The organism is Pseudomonas sp. GL_091, assembly GCF_057837725.1.
Genome location: NZ_CM174451.1, coordinates 5,712,877 through 5,730,318, shown reverse-complemented (window position 1 = coordinate 5,730,318; position 17,442 = coordinate 5,712,877). Strand labels below are relative to the sequence as shown.

Annotated in this window: 16 protein-coding genes; 6 read left to right on the top strand and 10 right to left on the bottom strand. The window is 60.8% G+C overall.

The window, feature by feature from the left end; genetic code table 11:
- Nucleotides 1-148: 148 nt before the first annotated feature.
- Nucleotides 149-1,171, bottom strand: coding sequence for a transporter (locus AC3ITY_RS25995; RefSeq protein ID WP_223455764.1), 1,023 nt, complete (start codon nt 1,169-1,171; stop codon nt 149-151).
- A 273-nt stretch (nt 1,172-1,444) separates the two neighbouring features.
- Here AC3ITY_RS25995 and AC3ITY_RS25990 point away from each other — a divergent pair, with 273 nt between their 5' ends.
- Nucleotides 1,445-3,070 carry a methyl-accepting chemotaxis protein gene (locus AC3ITY_RS25990; RefSeq protein ID WP_489305834.1) on the top strand — a complete coding sequence of 542 codons (1,626 nt, stop codon included), beginning with the start codon at nt 1,445-1,447 and terminating at the stop codon, nt 3,068-3,070.
- 60 nt (nt 3,071-3,130) lie between these two features.
- Here the strand turns inward: AC3ITY_RS25990 and AC3ITY_RS25985 are convergent, their stop codons facing one another.
- Both AC3ITY_RS25985 and AC3ITY_RS25980 read right to left on the bottom strand, forming a co-directional pair.
- A complete protein-coding gene (locus AC3ITY_RS25985) occupies nt 3,131-3,436 on the bottom strand; it encodes a PepSY domain-containing protein (RefSeq protein ID WP_489305832.1) in 306 nt (101 codons plus the stop codon).
- A gap of 153 nt (nt 3,437-3,589) precedes the next feature.
- Nucleotides 3,590-4,714 (bottom strand): glycerophosphodiester phosphodiesterase, encoded by a 1,125-nt coding sequence (locus tag AC3ITY_RS25980; protein WP_489305830.1) that lies wholly within the window; start codon nt 4,712-4,714, stop codon nt 3,590-3,592.
- A 211-nt stretch (nt 4,715-4,925) separates the two neighbouring features.
- Here AC3ITY_RS25980 and AC3ITY_RS25975 point away from each other — a divergent pair, with 211 nt between their 5' ends.
- Nucleotides 4,926-5,252, top strand: coding sequence for a DUF2025 family protein (locus AC3ITY_RS25975; protein ID WP_489305828.1), 327 nt, complete (start codon nt 4,926-4,928; stop codon nt 5,250-5,252).
- Between the two features lie 142 nt (nt 5,253-5,394).
- Here the strand turns inward: AC3ITY_RS25975 and AC3ITY_RS25970 are convergent, their stop codons facing one another.
- Both AC3ITY_RS25970 and AC3ITY_RS25965 read right to left on the bottom strand, forming a co-directional pair.
- A complete protein-coding gene (locus AC3ITY_RS25970) occupies nt 5,395-5,718 on the bottom strand; it encodes an antibiotic biosynthesis monooxygenase family protein (RefSeq protein WP_489305826.1) in 324 nt (107 codons plus the stop codon).
- On the bottom strand, nt 5,715-6,422 hold the full coding sequence (locus AC3ITY_RS25965; protein WP_489305824.1) for a CTP synthase C-terminal region-related (seleno)protein: 708 nt from the start codon (nt 6,420-6,422) through the stop codon (nt 5,715-5,717). The genes AC3ITY_RS25970 and AC3ITY_RS25965 overlap by 4 nt, the downstream gene beginning before the upstream one ends.
- 15 nt (nt 6,423-6,437) lie before the next feature.
- Here AC3ITY_RS25965 and AC3ITY_RS25960 point away from each other — a divergent pair, with 15 nt between their 5' ends.
- Nucleotides 6,438-7,379, top strand: coding sequence for a LysR family transcriptional regulator (locus AC3ITY_RS25960; protein WP_489305822.1), 942 nt, complete (start codon nt 6,438-6,440; stop codon nt 7,377-7,379).
- Nucleotides 7,380-7,385: 6 nt separating this feature from the next.
- On the opposite strand, the gene AC3ITY_RS25955 is transcribed toward AC3ITY_RS25960, so the two are convergent.
- Together AC3ITY_RS25955 and AC3ITY_RS25950 are read right to left on the bottom strand one after the other, a co-directional pair.
- Nucleotides 7,386-7,919 (bottom strand): DUF1003 domain-containing protein, encoded by a 534-nt coding sequence (locus AC3ITY_RS25955; RefSeq protein ID WP_489305820.1) that lies wholly within the window; start codon nt 7,917-7,919, stop codon nt 7,386-7,388.
- Between the two features lie 124 nt (nt 7,920-8,043).
- Complete coding sequence (locus AC3ITY_RS25950) at nt 8,044-8,655, bottom strand: TetR/AcrR family transcriptional regulator (protein WP_489305818.1); 612 nt, start codon at nt 8,653-8,655, stop codon at nt 8,044-8,046.
- A gap of 215 nt (nt 8,656-8,870) precedes the next feature.
- Between AC3ITY_RS25950 and AC3ITY_RS25945 the strand changes: the two genes are divergently transcribed.
- The gene (locus AC3ITY_RS25945; RefSeq protein ID WP_489305816.1) at nt 8,871-9,929 is read left to right on the top strand and encodes an MBL fold metallo-hydrolase; all 1,059 of its coding nucleotides are present in this window, start codon (nt 8,871-8,873) and stop codon (nt 9,927-9,929) included.
- A gap of 61 nt (nt 9,930-9,990) precedes the next feature.
- Here AC3ITY_RS25945 and AC3ITY_RS25940 read toward each other — a convergent pair whose 3' ends face one another.
- The 3 genes from AC3ITY_RS25940 to AC3ITY_RS25930 all read right to left on the bottom strand — a co-directional run bounded on the left by AC3ITY_RS25940 (nt 9,991) and on the right by AC3ITY_RS25930 (nt 11,655).
- Nucleotides 9,991-10,242, bottom strand: coding sequence for an XRE family transcriptional regulator (locus AC3ITY_RS25940; protein WP_489305814.1), 252 nt, complete (start codon nt 10,240-10,242; stop codon nt 9,991-9,993).
- A 10-nt stretch (nt 10,243-10,252) separates the two neighbouring features.
- Entirely contained in the window at nt 10,253-10,570 is a 318-nt protein-coding gene (locus tag AC3ITY_RS25935; protein WP_046042301.1) for a helix-turn-helix domain-containing protein, read from the bottom strand.
- Between the two features lie 119 nt (nt 10,571-10,689).
- The gene (locus tag AC3ITY_RS25930) at nt 10,690-11,655 is read right to left on the bottom strand and encodes a hypothetical protein (protein WP_489305812.1); all 966 of its coding nucleotides are present in this window, start codon (nt 11,653-11,655) and stop codon (nt 10,690-10,692) included.
- Between the two features lie 118 nt (nt 11,656-11,773).
- On the opposite strand from AC3ITY_RS25930, the gene AC3ITY_RS25925 reads away from it, so the two are divergent.
- Both AC3ITY_RS25925 and AC3ITY_RS25920 read left to right on the top strand, forming a co-directional pair.
- On the top strand, nt 11,774-13,540 hold the full coding sequence (locus AC3ITY_RS25925; RefSeq protein ID WP_489305810.1) for a SulP family inorganic anion transporter: 1,767 nt from the start codon (nt 11,774-11,776) through the stop codon (nt 13,538-13,540).
- 173 nt (nt 13,541-13,713) lie between these two features.
- Nucleotides 13,714-17,217 (top strand): alkaline phosphatase family protein, encoded by a 3,504-nt coding sequence (locus tag AC3ITY_RS25920; RefSeq protein WP_489305808.1) that lies wholly within the window; start codon nt 13,714-13,716, stop codon nt 17,215-17,217.
- Nucleotides 17,218-17,442: the final 225 nt, after the last annotated feature.

Sequence of the window (17,442 nt, the reverse complement as noted above, 5' to 3'; positions counted from 1 at the left end):
TACAGGGAGGCTGCTCTGGGTCAGTGTTTGGGGTTTTTGCAGGGCCGCTGATCTGAGTTTCCACACATTGCCTGATGCCATGCAAAACCCTGTGGAGAGGGGGCTTGCCCCCTCTCCACAGATGATCAGTGTCAGGTGAGGACGGGGCTCAATAATCCTGCTGCTTGCGAAACGCCCAGCGCCCGGCGATCACGGTAAAGGTCGCGACCAGAGCCACCAGGATCCAGAAACCCTCCGGATCGCCGGCCAGCGGAATGCCGCCGACGTTCATGCCGAAGAAACCGGCGATGATGTTGATCGGCAGCGCCAGCACCGTCACCACTGTCAGGGTGAACAGCGTGCGGTTGGTCTGTTCGTTGATGTTGGCGGCGATCTCTTCCTGCAACAGCTTGATCCGCTCACCCAGCGCCGTGAGGTCGTTGATGATCAGCGCAAACTCCTCGGTGGATTTGCGCAACTCCTTCACGTCTTCCTTTTGCAGCCATTGCGGCGGCCGGTTGAGCAGGCGCAGCAATGAGCCAGGCTCCAGCGCCAGCAGCCGTTGCAAGCGCACCAGCACTCGGCGGTTGGCGCCCAGTTCAGCGCGGTTGGTCGACAGCCGCGAAGAGAGCAATTCGTCTTCGATCTGATCCACGCTCTGGCTGGTCTTGCGCACGATCTGGGTCAGCACTTCACCCTGGTCGCGCAGCAAATGCACCAGTAATTCCAGAGGGGAGCGAAAGCATTCCCGGGCCTTCACCGACGAGCGCAATTTGTCCACCGAGTGCAGCGGTTGCAGGCGTGCGCTGATGATCAATTGGCTGCGGGCGCACACCCACAGCGTCGAGACATCCGACGAGACCATGTTGCTGAGGTTGAACACCACGTCGTTGACCACCGCCAGCAACGCGGAGTCGACATGTTCGATGCGCGTCGAGCGCGAGCCTTCGTGCAGCGCTTCGAAAAACTCCTCGGGCAACTCCAGATGACTTTTCATCCAGCGTTCACACGCGGCGTGGGCGAGGTTCAGGTGCAGCCAGAGAAACTGCTCGTCGCTTTCTGGTTGTTGCAGGTACTGCAAGGCCTCGGCGGAATTGATTTCCCGGCCGGCCTCACCGGGGCGAAAGCTGAAACCGTAAAGCAGGCCGAACAGATCCGTGTCGCGATGACTGTGATCGATGCTGTGGTTCATGAGGGCTCGCAAGGGGAGACGCCTGTCGCAGGTTTCGCAGGTTCACTTGAGCGGCATCATCGCAAGGCGGGATGACGTTTTTGTGACGGGAAAATAACGCAAACGATTGCTCTACCGGCGGTCGGGATGTTCTCAAGAAACGCTCTGGCTAGCCGATCACGCTTGGGTTGAGTTGCGCGCCGCAGGCCATCGGCCGGGACCGCAGACAGGGATGTCCGGACACCTTTCACGCCTTACCGGGGCGTGCCTCATTCCTGTCATGAGTACCATCCGATGCTTTTGCAAAAGTCCCTGAGAGCACAAATTCTCGCCCTGCTGAGCGGCAGCCTGCTGGCGATGCTGTTGATCGCCCTGGCGTGCTTTCACTTCCTGTCCAGCGGCGTGCAGAACTACGCCAACCTGATTGAAGGCCCGCTGCATACCTCGCAATTGATCGATGAAGCCAACCTGCAATTCAAGGTGCAGGTGCAGGAGTGGAAAAACGTCCTGTTACGCGGCAAGCAACCGGCGGACCTGAGCAAGTACTGGGGGCAGTTCGAGGAACGTCAGCGCGATGTGCAAAACATCCTCGGTGAGCTGGCCGCGCAGAAGGGTATCGAGCCGCAACTCAAGAGCCGCATCGAGCGCTTGCGTGACGAACATCGCCAGTTGGGCGCGGCCTATCAGAAGGGCCGGGATGCGTTCGTGGCCGCCGGTGGTGACCCGACGGCGGGCGACACGGCAGTCAAGGGCGTGGACCGCGCGGCCAGCGATCAGATGAGTGAACTGGTCAGCGAGCTACGCAAGCAGGGTGCCGAGCAATCGACCCTGATCAGCGCCGGCGCCGATCGCACGGTGATGCTGGGGATTATGGTGATGCTGGTTTCGGGGCTGCTGATCGGCTTGCTGAGCCTGTGGCTGGTCAACCGCAACCTGGTCGAGCCGATCCGCAAACTGATCGAATACGTGGCGCAACTCAGCCAGGGTCGTATTGCCGAGCGCGTGGCCAGCACCCGTCAGGACGAGTTGGGCAAACTGGCGATGGCCGCCAACACCCTGCGCGATTTCCTCGCTGAAACCTTCAGCCGTTTGCAGCGCAGCGCGTCGGACCTGGACAGCGCCAGCGGTGAGTTGAACTCGATCGCCACCGTGATGGCCGGCGGCACCAACGAGCAGTTCAACCGCACCGATCAGGTGGCCACGGCAATGAACGAAATGTCCGCTACCGCACAGGAAGTCGCCCGTCATGCCGCCGAAGCGGCGCGGGCCGCCGACGATGCCGACCAGTCCGCCCAGCAGGGCGAGAAAGTCATGCAGGGCACCATCCATACGATCACCCAGATGCGCGGTGAAATCGCCAATACCGCCACAGTCATCCGCCAACTGGAAACCGACAGCGGGCGCATCGGCAAGGTCCTGGAAGTGATTCGCGGCATCGCCGAACAGACCAACCTGCTGGCACTCAACGCGGCCATCGAAGCGGCCCGCGCCGGTGAGGCCGGGCGCGGTTTCGCGGTGGTGGCCGATGAAGTGCGCAGCCTGGCCCAGCGCACGGCGGCGTCGATCATAGAGATCAACCAGATCATCCAGACCGTGCAGACCGGTGCAATCGAAGCGGCCCAGGCGATTGAAAGCGGTCAGTCGCGCAGCGAACAAAGTGTGCAGCAAGTGACGGAGGCCGGCGCCATGCTCGAACGCATCACCCTGGCCGTGGAAGCCATCCGCGACATGAACCGCCAGATCGCCACTGCCGCCGAAGAACAGACCTCGGTGGCCGAAGACATCTCGCGCAACCTCACCGAGATCACCAGCATCGCCAGCACCAACCTGGACAACGTGCAGCGCACTGAAGCGGCCAGCAACAACCTGCACGGTTTGTCGGGGCAGTTGAACGAGGTGACGGCGCGCCTGAGCGCTTGAGTCCAGGATGCACAAAAGCCGCACGACTTCTCAATCGTGCGGCTTTTGTGCGTTTCGGGATCAGGTGTCCTGTTTGTTCTTCAGGACCTTGCCGTTGGAGGCATCGATGTCCACATCCCACTCGACGTTCTTGGCGTCACGCAGCTCGATCTCGTACTCGTAACCGTTGAAGTGGTTGTCCAGTTCGGTTTTGGTAATCGTTGCACCCGGGTGCAGGTCCAGCGCGATCTTGTTCAGGTCTTCCAGCGGCTTGATCTTGCCGTCCTTGACCAGTTGCGGGATCTCATCGACCCGCACATCGGCCTGGGCCAGGCCCGCGGTGAGGGTCAAGGTTGCAGCGGTCAACAAAGCAGTCAGGGTCTTCATGGGCTTCTTTCCTTGGGTGATCCGTTCAAGTGAGATCAGGTTAGCCTGTGTAACTTAATCCACCCTTAAAACCCTCGACATGTCCTGCATCAACTCCCTGTAGGAGCGAGCCTGCTCGCGATGCAGGCACCTCGGTGTCATGCCAGGCACGGCTCAATAGCCGTTGTTCTTCAACACTTGATCGACACTCGCCGCCGGGCGTTTATAAAACTTCAGCAACTCACTGGCGCGATTGGTGAAGATGCCGTCGACACCGGCGTCCATGACCTTCTGGTAGTCCACTGCATCGTCGATGGTGTAGACGTGCACCAGCAGTCCCTGATCGTGGGTGTACCGGTTCATCCACGGTTGCACCAGATCGGAGTAACTCTGGTCGCCACCCTGGGTCAGTGCTGCGGACGGGCCGGTGCCGATGGCGCCCTGGGCTTTGGCGTAGTCGACCCAGTGCTGGAATTCGGCGTTGTCCTTCGGTTGCTGTTTGGCGTAGTAAGCGGCTTTGTCCTTTTCGCCGGACTCGGCAAATGTCACCTTGGACTTGGGCTCGATACTGCCTTCACCGACCCACAACAGCAGGATCTTCGGCACCTTCGGCATCTCCTTTTGCAGCAGTTCGAGGCTGTTCTTCTCGAAGGTCTGCAGGACCACCTTGCCTTTGCCCTGGCCGACCGCCAGCTCGCTTTTTGCCAGTTTCGAAGCGGTCGGGCTCAGCCAGCCCCGGTCCTGAAGTTTTTCCTTGAGGTCGTGTTCGATGCCGGGAAACTGCTTGGGCTCCTTGGTCTCGATGTACAGGCCGGGCTTGTGCAGGCTGTTGCCCTCGGCGATGTCGATGATTTCATCGAGGGTCAGAATCTTCAGGCCCGCGAAGGCCGGACGTGCGCGATCCGGGTACGCGGCATTGAACCAGCTGCCCGCGTCCAGGGTTTTCAGTTCGGCCATGGTGAACGCATTGGCGGGGCTGTCCTTGCGCTCGGGGAATTTGCTGGCGACGTCGGTGGTGCGTTGCAGATTGTTGTCGTGCAGGGCAAACAGCACGCCATCCTTGCTGCGCTGCAGGTCCATTTCCAGATAGTCGGCGCCCAGGTCGCGGGCAGTCTTGTAGGCGGCGGCGGTGGATTCCGGCGCATCGAACGATGCGCCACGGTGGGCGATCACCGCTGGATGCGGTATGCCCAAACGGGTCGCCAGTGCCGAGGGGGCGGGTTCGCTGGCGGCCTGTGCGTGGCCGAGGCCGAGCAACAGGCTCAGTAACAAGGCGCTTTTAGTAAAGGTTGCTGGCATGGTCGAGATCCTTTCGCAATAAGTGAGCGGTTCCTTTTAACAACTCATCGTTGCAGGCGCTATCGCCAGACCGACACAAACCTGTCTAAAGCTGATTTTCGTCAGCACTTGTGTGCGCCCGTTTGCAGTACGCTGGGGCCCTGCAATTTCCCCGGCAGAGGGAAACGCAGGCCCTGCGTGCAAACCAACGATCACCATTGCGGGGTTTACCATGCGCATCACTTCCCAGCTCATCTGCCAGGCTGCCGACCAACTCAAAGGCTTCGTCGGCCTCAACCGCAAGACCGGGTACTACATCGTGCGCTTCAGCGAAGACTCGTTTGGCATGGACGTGGCGGACGACGGCATCATCCCGACCAGCGAATTCGTCTGGGCAGTTGGTCCCGAGCAGACCATGACGCTCAAGCGTGAGTTGATTCAGTTGCTGCTGGACCAGAACATCGATGACCGGATCAACATCACCGAGCCGTTGCGGGTGTACATGAACCGGCGGGAAGTGCCAGAGATTTCGGCGGTTCGCAGCCTGGTTCGGGGCTGAGTTTTTGCGGTGAATTGACAGGCCCCATCGCGAGCAAGCTCGCTCCCACAGGGTGTGTGGGTGTACGCAAGTCATGTACCCGACACAAAACACTGTGGGAGCGAGCTTGCTCGCGATGGCGGCCAGAAGAACTCTAAATCAGTTACTGATTGAACCCGTAGGCCCGCTCAACCCTGCACACCCGCGTATGACACCGCGCATACCAGGTCGAGCGCCCACGCTCGCGAATGGCCGCATGCTCAGGATGATGCTTCCACGCCAGAATCGCCGCTTCACTGGCCCAGTACGACACCGTAATCCCAAGCCCATCCTCGCCCCGCGCCGACTCCACACCAAGAAACCCTGGCTGTTCACGGGCCAGTTCCAGCATCCGTGCGGCCGCTTCGGCGTAACCCTGGTCACCCTCGGTGCGCATTGAGGTAAAAAACACCGCGTAATAAGGCGCAGCTGGCGTATCGGCGATCATGACGAGCGCCCCGCACAGGCTGCGACAAAGGCTCCAACCAACGGCGGCAAGACGCCCTTGAGCGCCGTCCGCTCGGGCTGGAACAAGGTCGCGACAAAGAACGGATGACCGATGAGTTCGACCGCCCGCAGCCCTTGTTCCGAATCGTGGCCGACCGCATGAAGTCCGCGCCTGAGCAGCTCCCCCTCGAATTGCGGGTTCACACCATAACGACAGCGATAGCCTTCACGTATCTCGGCGCTTTCGTACGCTTGGGCGAGCAACGAACCCTCAAGCAATTCAATCGTATCGACCGCTTCCACCAGCGCGCACGACAGCGGTGTCAGCAGCGCCCGCGCGGCATCGGGATTTGTCTCGCCGTGTTCAGCATCCGACCAGCCCAGCACGTTGCGCGCATATTCCAGTACCGCGTGTTGAAAACCGCCGCAGGTGCCGAGGAAAGGTCGCCTTTGTTCGCGGGCAAAGCGAATCGCCAGCAATGCACCGTCCAAGTTGCGATAGGGGCTGGCCGGCACACACCAGACCCCGTCGAATGTGTGCAACGGTGTCTCGGCGTGGATGTCATCGGTGGCCAGCCATTGCCATTGCACGTTCAGGCCACGGTGTTCAGCGGCCATTTCAAGGGCGACGGGAATGGCCTGGTGGGCGGTGACTTGCGGGTCGTAGTCGCCGATCAGGGCGATGCGAATCGGGCGGGTTTCCATGTGGGGCCTCTGCACTTGTTGATTGCTGGTGCCCACTATAGATTGGCGCTCACGCACTCAATATTGGCGTTTATCCAAGTGATCAATGCAGCCACGCACTATCGACTCGACTACCCGGACCTGGCCCTGATCCTCGCGCTGGTGCGCGGCGGCTCACTGGCCCGGGCCGCGCAACTGCTGAAGGTGGATGTCTCGACAGTGTTTCGAGCGGTGCGCCGGCTGGAGGCTGCGCTGGGTCAGCAACTGTTCGAAAAAAGCCGCGCCGGTTACCTGCCCACCACCCTTGCGCAGTCCCTGGCGGAACAGGCCGAGCGCGCCGAGCAGGCTCTGGAGGCGGCGCGCATTGGGGTGGAGCAGGGCGGTGAAGTGATCAGCGGCATCGTGCGCCTGACCTGTACCGATTCGGTCCTGCAAGGTTTGCTGTTGCCGGCGCTGGCGCAGTTCATGCCGAACTATCCGGCGCTGACCCTCGAACTCAGCACGTCCAATGACTTTGCCAACCTCAGCCGTCGCGATGCCGATATCGCCCTGCGCCTGACCCGCACGCCACCGGAGCATCTGGTAGGACGGCGGCTGGCGGATATTGCCTACCGCGTGTGCGCCAGCAAGCGATACCTGCAATCGGTCAATACCACTGACCTGGCCTCATTGACCTGGATCGCCCCGGATGACTTCCTGCCTGATCACCCGACCGTTACCTGGCGCCGCCAAGCCTTGCCGGGGGTAACGCCGGGCTATCGCTGCAACAGCATGCTTTCGGTGAACGAGTTGGTCAGGGCGGGGCTGGGTGTAGCGGCGTTACCGGACTTTTTGATCGGCGACGGATTACAGCCGCTGAGCGAACCGTTGCACGGATACGACACCGCGCTGTGGCTGCTGACCCGTCCCGACTGCCGCGCCTTGCGCTCGGTGGTCACCTTGTTCGATGAGTTGGGGCGGGCACTGAAACTGCCGTGAAACCGTTCAGGCCTTCGGCTCATCCTTGCGCACGAAGTGCTGATGCATTTCCGTGGTCAGGTTTTCGATGCGCTCGGTGAGGGCCTTGGTCATCTCCGTGAGGCGGGTGTTCTGCTCAAGCAACTCCAGCAGTTGCGCGGTGTTTTTCGCGGCTTGCGCCTGTCGCTCGCTGTTGGCGGTCGCCAGCGCTTCGCGGTGCTGCGCATCGGCATCGGATTGGGCTTTGTCCCGCGCGGCCTGACGAGTCTGGGCCAACAGAATCAATGGCGCGGCATAGGCCGATTGCAGGCTGAAAGCCAGATTGAGCAGGATGAACGGGTACAAATCGAAATGGGTGAAACCGGACAGGTTGAGGCACACCCAGGCCACCACGATCAGCGTTTGTGCGCCGAGAAAAGTCGGTGTGCCGAAGAACCGCGCAAAGGCTTCGGCGCGCAGGGCAAACTTGTCATTGCCAAAGGTCGGCGCCAGGTGGGCATGAGGGCGATGGAAACGCAGGTGATCGACGTGGGCGGCGGTTTCGTGGCTCGTGCTGGTCATGATGCTCTCTGTTTGGCGCTGGGACTGAGGCTCACTATAGCCTCAGTGCCAGTTTCATTCTGAAACACATGCGCCGTTCAAATCAGAGCCATCAATCCATCGACACCGCCGTCGACCTTGTCATTTATTGCACCTGATAGCAGGCCAGAAACATGTCCAGCGCGGAATCCGCCACCGTGTTTTGCTCCTTGGCTGACAAGCCGGGTTGCCCCATGGAAATCTGCGGCCAGAATGCAAAGGACTTGAGCAGGCCATGGATCTGTTGAGCGGCGAATTCGGGAGCCACGGCCTTCAATCGGCCATCCGCTTGAGCGGCACGAATCCACACTGTCAGCCCTTCTTCGCGTTCGCCCATTCGCGCCACCATATCCTGCGCCCGCTCCGGGGAATGAATCGTCGCCGCTATCGCCACCCGCGCCAGGTCGAGAAAATTGTCATCACCCATCATTTGCAGCTTGGCCTTCAGCAATACGCGCAATTGGTCGCGCAGCGGCAGGTCGGGACGGTAGGACGTTTCCTGTTCTGCCGTCACCCGGATCCATAACTGATTGAGGATCTCGGCGAACAACTCTTCCTTGCTGGGAAAGTGGTTGTACACCGTGCGCTTCGACACACCGGCAGTGGCAGCAATCTTGTCCATGCTGGTGATCTCGAAACCGTTGTCACGAAATTCGTTGATCGCGGCTTGAATGATCGCTTGGCGTTTTCGGTCGGTGAGGCGCTGTGGAGCTGTCATAAGTACGCTTCGGCAGGAAGAGAGGGGAAATTACACTCGGTAGTTTACTTGTCATCGACTTTGATGCAACCTAGAAACTACACTGTGCAGTGTAATGTTTTGTTAATCCTGCCCAGCAAAAATAGAAAGTCCGGCTGATGCGTGCGTGCCTTGGCCATTTATCGTCCCAAAGCGGAAAATCGCGCCATGCGCGGTTTTTCTGGAGTCATTCAGTCATGGCCAATTCAACCTCCCCGGCGGACAACGCCTCCACACCTGAAGCGTCCCGACAGGCTCAAGGGCAGTATCAAAACTTCACGCCGGTTCAACGTTTAAGCTTTGGCAAAACCATGGGCATCCTGTGGAACGCGCTGTTCCACAAACCGCAAAACACCCGCCCAAGCGCGCCCGTCCCGGTGCAAGCCCTGACTCAAGCCGCGCTGATCGCTGCACCGAACCACAGCGTCTATCGCCTGGGCCACTCCACAGTGTTGCTCAAGCTGCGCGACAAGTTCTGGATCACCGACCCGGTCTTCGCCGAGCGTGCCTCGCCCGTGCAATGGGCCGGCCCCAAGCGTTTCCACCAGCCACCGATCAGCCTGGAACAATTGCCACCGATTGAAGCGGTGATCCTGTCCCACGATCACTACGACCACCTGGATCATGCGGCCGTGCTCAAGCTCGCGGACAAGACCAAATACTTCCTTACCCCGCTGGGCGTAGGCGACACACTGATCAAGTGGGGCATCGACGCCAGCAAAGTCCGCCAACTGGATTGGTGGCAAGGCACGGAAGTCGATGGCATCCAGTTCATCGCCACCCCGTCGCAGCACTTTTCCGGCCGTGGCCTGTTCGACAGCAACAGCACCCTCTGGGCCTCGTGGGTGATGATCGACGGCGACACACGCCTCTTCTTCAGCGGCGACAGCGGCTACTTCGATGGCTTCAAACGCATCGGCGAACAGTACGGCCCATTCGACCTGACCCTGATGGAAACCGGTGCCTACAACGTCGACTGGCCGCACGTGCACATGCAACCCGAACAAACCCTGCAAGCCCACCTCGACCTCAAGGGCCGCTGGCTACTGCCGATCCACAACGGCACGTTCGACCTGTCGATGCACGCCTGGTACGAACCCTTCGACCGCATCCTGGCCCTGGCCTGGGAGCGCAACGTCTCGATCACCACACCGCAGATGGGGGAGGCGTTCAACTTGATGCATCCGCAGCGCGGTGGTGCGTGGTGGCTGGCGGTGGAAGGGGAGAGTGATCGGGTGGTGGTGCAGAACGCGTAGAGTTGTGATCCCGGCCGGTCTGCGGGCCGGCTTGGGAGCTCAACTAAATCAGTTAGCCACGCTAGTTCTTTAACTGCTCAAGGAACCCCGAGATCTTTGCCACGCTCAGGTCGCGAAACTTCCCTCGAAGTATTTCGTTTAGTTCTTCGATAGACATTCCGAGCTTCTGCGCGGCACCAGTCTTACTCAGCTGACCGCTTTCCAGCAGATGGCCAATCTTCATAACGCATTCAGATTTGGCCCGCATATCACCAGCATCGGGAATGCCCAGTGCCTGATATACGCAGTTATCGCCATCGTCGATTTCGTTCATCTGTTGACCCTCACTCCACCATCGCAAAATCCGCCCGACCAACCGGATTCGGCGTCGACCCCTTCACATTCATCCCTCGACCCGGCGCAAATCCCGGGAAGAACACCAACCCCTCCGATTCGAACCGATAGGCCAGTGCCAGGCGCGTGACATCCAGCACCTCCTGGCGCGCTTCGAAGCGTTGAATGGCATCCACCGAGACCCGGGATTCCCGCGACAGCTCTTGCACACTCCAGCCCAGCATCGCTCGGGCCTGGGCGCAGTGGGCCGGGGTGAATTGGAAGAGGGCGATACGTTCCAGGGTGATTTTCATCGCTTGAGAGGCCATGGTGTTCTCCGGGCTCGAGAGTGTTGGTCAAAATATACTGTGTTTTTGTACAGTTGTTTTGAGCCCGGATCAAATGCATTTTTTGATTTTTCTTTTCAGCCAGACGAATGGCACTGCACTTATTTGCCCGCCAACCCCGGCGCTTCCCGCACAATAAAGTGGTCCAGGTTTTCAATGTTGGCGCTGAACACCCCGAACGTCTGCTCGGGGTTTTTCTTGCTCGGCACCTGCTTCAGTTCGGGCGTTACGCCATAAAAGAAGCAATACAACTCCCGCCCGCTCTCGATGGCGTGCTTGATCTCCTCCAGGAACGCCTTGCGCTTGCGGTAGCTGTCGATGAGTTTTTTGCTGAGATAGACATTGACCGAGTAAGGCTTTTTCTCGAACCAGACCTTCTTCTCGAAGTCGATGCGAAAGCTCTGGGTGTAGTCCTTGATCTCCTTGACCTTGCCCCAGTAAATCAGCCCCTTGTTGTCCTGCAGGTATTCGATTTTCTTGAAAAACGACCCGTAAGGCGCGGTGTGCTCGCCAATCTTCAGCGGCACGCGCTTGAGCAAATCCTTGTCGTCGAAGTTTGAAACGAAGCACTCCACCGGATGGGCAAAGACGCTGGTCTTGTCCGGGGCCGATTCCCTGCTCGGCTGCTCGACGTTACTGGTCACCGAAGGCATTGGCGGCTCATCCCGCACCCCGTCCGCCACGACCTTCGGGCTGGGCGGCTTACGCACATATTCACGCCGAGTCAGTAACAATTCCGACGGAAAATTTTCCTCGCGGCTGTCATCCGTTTCCGCCTCATCCACACCTGACGCAGGCGTCTTCAAGCTGACATAAGGGCAGCCCTCGACATGCCGCGTACTCGGCAGGTTCTTGAAATGCGGCGTGCGCACGTAATTCACGTTCTTGGCGTTGAACGTGCCCAGCTCATTGGCCGCATCGAACGCCAAGCGACAGGCATCGTTGGGGCATTGGAAATGCTCCTTGGCGGAGTCGAAATCCATCGTCTCGTCGAAATTCAGATCCCGAACGTCGTAGATCGACAACTTGTCGTTGAGGCCGAGGCAGTAGGCGAGGTCGAATTTCATGTCGGGTTCCAAGTCCTTTAGATGAACAGCTTCCAGTGATGGCGCATTCGAAGCAATAGCTACACTGAGATCACTTCGATGTCGCCGAGTCTGCACAGTCCATCAAAGAGGGCGGTTCATGAGCCATTCAGATGCTTCGCCCCCGCTCCCGGAGCCGGGCCGGATAGCCCGCCGGGATGAACAGACCGGTTGGCGCCGCTGGCTACCGGGGCTGGGCATGCTGCGCGAATACCAACCGGCTTGGTTGCGTTACGACATCGTGGCCGGCCTGGTGCTGACCACGATGCTGGTGCCCGTCGGTATCGCCTATGCGGTGGCTTCGGGCGTGCCCGGCATTTATGGCCTCTACGCGACGATCGTTCCGCTGCTGTTCTATGCCTTGTTCGGCCCCAGCCGAATTCTGGTGATGGGGCCGGATTCCTCCCTGGTGGCCGTCATCCTTGCCGTCATCATTCCACTCTCCGGCGGCGACCCGCAGCGTGCCGTCGCCCTGGCGGGGATGATGGCGATCGTCTCGGGAGCGGTGTGTATCCTGGCCGGTATCGCGCGCCTGGGTTTTATCACCGAGCTGCTGTCCAAACCGATCCGCTACGGCTACATGAACGGCATCGCACTGACCGTATTGATCAGCCAGTTACCCAAACTGTTCGGTTTTTCGATTGAGTCCGAGGGCCCATTGAGAAACATATGGGCCATCGCCTCGGCGGTGATGGAGGGAAAGGTCAACTGGACCACATTCGTGGTGGGCGGGCTCACCCTGGCGGCGATCCTGCTACTCAAAAGATGGCCGCGACTGCCGGGCATCCTGATCGCCGTGGTAGGCGCGACAGTCGCCGTTGGTGTACTCGACCTTGCGACACGCGCCGGTGTGTCGGTCCTCGGTTCGCTCCCGCAAGGCTTGCCCGGTTTCGCCATCCCCTGGATCACCACCGCCGACATCGTCCCGGTGTTGATCGGTGGGTGCGCCGTCGCACTTGTCTCGTTCGCCGACACCAGCGTGCTCTCCCGCGTCTATGCGGCGCGGACCCGAACCTACGTCAACCCGAACCAGGAAATGGTGGGCCTCGGCATCGCCAACCTCGCAGCCGGTTTTTTCCAGGGCTTCCCGATCAGCAGCAGCTCGTCACGGACGCCCGTGGCCGAGGCCGCCGGCGCCAAAACCCAAATGACCGGTGTCGTCGGCGCACTGGCGGTTGCCTTGCTGCTGGTGGTGGCACCGGACCTACTGCAACATTTACCGTCCAGCGCCCTGGCGGCGGTCGTGATCGCCTCGGCCATTGGCCTGATCGAGATCACCGACCTGCGCCGGATCTATCGCATCCAGCGCTGGGAATGCTGGCTGTCGATTGTCTGTACCGTCGGCGTGACCGTGTTCGGCGCGATCGAGGGCATCGGCCTGGCCATCGTGATTGCCGTCATTGAGTTCCTCTGGGATGGCTGGCGCCCGTACTCCGCGGTATTGGGGCGCGCCGATGGGGTCAAGGGCTACCACGACATCAAACGCTACCCAGACGCGCGCCTGATACCCGGCCTGGTCCTGTTTCGCTGGGATGCGCCCTTGTTTTTCGCCAACGCCGAACTGTTCAGCGACCGAGTGTTGGACGCCGTGGCGGCATCGCCCACGCCCGTGCGCTGGCTGGTGGTCGCCGCAGAGCCGGTCACCAGCGTCGACGTGACCTCCGCCGACATGCTGGCCGAACTGGACGACACCCTGCACGCGGCGGGTATCGAGTTGTGCATTGCCGAGATGAAGGACCCGGTCAAGGACAAGCTCAAGCGGTTCGGGTTGTTTGCGCGTTTGGGGGAAACGGCGTTTTTTCCAACGATTGGGACGGCTGTGGATAGCTATGTTGCGATGTATTCGGTGGATTGGGTGAAAGGATAGGTGCTCCCGCCATTGGACAAGCCCCCATCGCCTGACTAGCGTTGTCTGGCAGATCGAATCGCCGCATGCCTCATGGGCAAGTGCCGGGCCAAGGGGACTGTCCAGCCGTCCAAGCCTTGATTGCGGTGAAACCCGAGAGGTCGAAATCGAGACTTCACAGCAAGGAGCGAACCATGCCGAACAACTGGCCCGCAGGGATTGAGCACGTTGTCGTGCTGATGATGGAAAACCGTTCGTTCGACCATTTGCTGGGGGATTACACAAGCATCAATGCCGCGTGTGACGGTATCAACCGCAAAGCGCCCAGCACCAACCCGCTGAAGCTGGCCAATGGCAATTCGACGGTGATCACCCAGGCCTCGGAGTTCCCGGAGAACTACAGCCTGTGGGCGCCGCCGCCCCCTCTGCCTCCGGCGCTGCCGGCGGGCAACAGTGAGGGTTTCGACCTTGGCCACGAGTTCGTCAACGTGGAGAAACAACTGGGTGTCTCCTTCAAGACCAGCCCGGCCAACCCCACGCTCAAGGGTTTTGCCCAGGACGCCTACGACAAGGCCCGCTCCGACCTGAAGGTGTACAAAACATGGTCGCAATCCATGGCCCAACGGGCGATGAACTACATCCCGTTCGGCGCCACACCAGCGAAGGATACGCTGCCGGCCATCCACGGATTGGCGCGTAACTTCACCGTGTGTGACCGCTGGTTTTCTTCGGTGCCAGGCCCGACCTGGCCGAACCGTTTTTTTTCCATGCTCGGCAGTTGCAATGGTCATCTGCTGATGCCATCCACCGGCACGGTACTGGCCGGCATCAAAAGCCTGATTGCACAGTTCGGCGGCGAGAGCATTTTTTCGCTGCTGCGCAACAATGGTCACGATGCGCGCATTTATTCCGACGGCGCCGTTCCGCTGGCGGCGCTGGTCAAGGGTGGTTTGCAGCACCTGAGCATCGAGGATTTCAAGTCGGACGTTGCCGGTAACAAGCTCCCCGAACTGTCCTGGATCGAGCCGAGCTATGGCCTGCTCAACGGTAAGCTCGGACCAAACGTGTCCCATCATCCACCTGAAGATTTGCGCTTTGGCGATCAATTTGTCGGTGAGGTGTTCAACGCCTTGTCGGCCAATACCTCAGTCTGGAGCAAAACCCTGTTCGTGCTGCTCTACGACGAACATGGCGGCTTCCATGACCACGTGGTGCCGCCGACTTGCGTGGCGACCGGTTCAACGGTCGATGTGCCCTGGAAGAACCCCTTCACCCGCCTCGGCGTGCGTGTACCGGCGATCCTGGCTTCGCCGTGGCTCAAGCCGGGCTTGATCCCCTGGACGGGCGATGTCCAGGCGCAGCACTACGATCACACCAGTTTGCTGGCGTTTCTTTGCGATCACTTCAAATTGCCGCGCAGTGCCCTCGGCCCACGGGTGGTCGCCGCGCAGCACTTCGGCAATGCACCCATCTGGCGTGCTGCACCGGGCGTAACGGTTGCGCCAAAGTTGGCGGCCACCGTGGTGCCAAGTCGCGCCGGGTTGCCATTGATCGAGTCCGAACTGGCGACCCAAAGCCGACAGGTGGTGGACAGCGCCACCGGTTACCTCGACGGCCTCGACCCAGAGCAGATCTGGAAGAGTAGCGCCCAATGGGTCAGCGGTTTTCTTGGCAGCCGCAGCCGAGCCTTGGCCGATCCCGGTCAGGCCGCACTTACGCCTGCCGCGCCCAGTGCGGATAGCCTGGAGGCGAAACTGCGACGCCTGCAGGATTTGATGGTCACCGCCCAAGGGCAAACGGTGCCTCCGGTTGCGGCGCCGGCCAGCAAAGCCCTGGTCGAGCCGGGATCGGAGGTCGCGCCAACACGGCTGCGCGTCCTGTGCCTGCCAGGTGTCGGGTTCAACCGGGCAGCAGGCGGGCAGGGCGGCATCGACGCGAACTGGCAGGAGCAATGGCGCACATTGATCCGCACCCAACTGGCACAGAACGGTCGCCCCATCGATGATCAGGACATCGACTTTCTGTGCTTCGATGAGCAACTCAAAGAGGGGCCGGACTTCGCCCAGATCACCCGAGGCCTGGCGATGCTGAGGGCCGACGCCAGGGGCAAGGCCGATGAGAACTTCGGCAGTTGGGGCCTGCCGGTCAACCAGATGTTGCGCACCACGGTGGGCGCCCTCGTGCAATGGATCGAAGACACCGAGTTGCGCACTGAGTTGACCCAACATCTGCTGGCGAAGATTGACGCATTCAATCCGCAGATCATCTTCGCCCAAGGCCTGGGCAGCCTGATCGGCTACGACGCCCTGCGCCGGTCGGTGGCGAAAAAAGGTTCGGCACTCAAGCGCATCGATGGCCGGGTGTTCGTCAGCTTCGGCTCACCGATCGCACTGCCGCTAGTGATGCGCGAAGTGTGGGGCGGGCGGGTCCTGCGCCTGAGCGAAAACGGCCGAGGCATCCGCCGCTGGTTCCACCTCTACAACCCCAACGATGGGTTGCTGACTCGGCCGATCACCTCGCCAGATTCCGCGCGCGTCGACCTGCAAACCGAGTTCACCTTGCCATTGCGCGATGACCTGCTCGACCTCAATCACGCCGCCCAGGCCTACTTGTCGTCACCCTCCAGCCAGACCGGCCTCTGGCCGCAATTGGCCCGCGACGTCGTGGCCGCCCGCGCCCTGGAAGTACCGGCGTTCCTGTCCCGCAGCGGCCAGCGCAAACGTCGCGCCCTGGTGGTCGGCATCAACGATTACCCCGACCCGAGCGCACGCCTCGACGGCTGTATCAACGACACCTACCTGATCAGCCGCATGCTCCAGGAAAGCGGCTACGACGCCGGCGACATCCGATTGCTGCACGACGCCCGAGCGACCCGGGCCAACTTCGTCGAGCGCCTCGAATGGCTGGTGGAAGGCGCCCGCGCCGGCGACGAGCGCGTGCTGTTCTACTCCGGCCACGGCACCCAACTGCCGGTCTACAGCAGCAGCGGCGAAGCCGACTGCATGGACGAAACCCTGGTGCTCCACGACTTCGACTGGGACGATGAAAGCACCCACTTCACCGACAAACTGTTCCGCCAGTTCTACAGCCACCTGCCCTTCGACCCGGACGGCCACGGCGCCAAACTCACCGTCATGTTCGACTGCTGCTACGCCGGCGGCATGACCCGCGGCAACGGCCGCGTGCGCGGCATCACCCCACCCAGCGACATCCGCCACCGCATGCTGCGCTGGGACCCCTACGCCGGCGACTGGGACCGCCGCGTCTACGCCGTCGACACCGACCGCCGCGACTTCAGCGAACAAGACAACAAAACCCGCGGCCTCACCCGCACCCGCAGCACCCAAGGCGCCGCCACGGGCCTTCGCCCCGAGAAAAAAGCCCAACTGCTGCGCCAAGGCAAACTCTACGGCCACCACGGCCCCTACATGCCCCTGATGCTCTACGCCGCGCGGGAGAACGAAAAGGCCAATGAGTATGAGGTGGGGTCGAACAGCTATGGCGCCTTCACTTATGCCCTGGTCGAACAACTGCGCAAACTGCATCAGGAGGATGCGACGTTGGGGTTTGATCAGTTGATTGAGAGGGTGGGGAGTGTGTTGAGTGCGAGGTCGTTGGGGCAGACGCCGGAGATAGTTGGGCCGAGTGGGGTTAGGGCGGCGGTTTGTCCGTGGCGGATTAGTGGGTTGGGGAGGTGAGGTTTTAGCTTTATTACAGGCAAAGAAAAGGGCCGCAGGAAAATCCTGCGGCCCTTTTGGTATCGAAACTCTGAAGCCTGTCTCAGATCCCCTGTGGGAGCGAGCCTGATCGCGATTCGCAAGACCAACGCAGCAACTAAGCCAACCACCAACCTTGTGGCGAGGGGGCTTGCCCCCGTTGGGCTGCGAAGCAGCCCCAAAATCCGTAACTCGCGGAGTATCAGA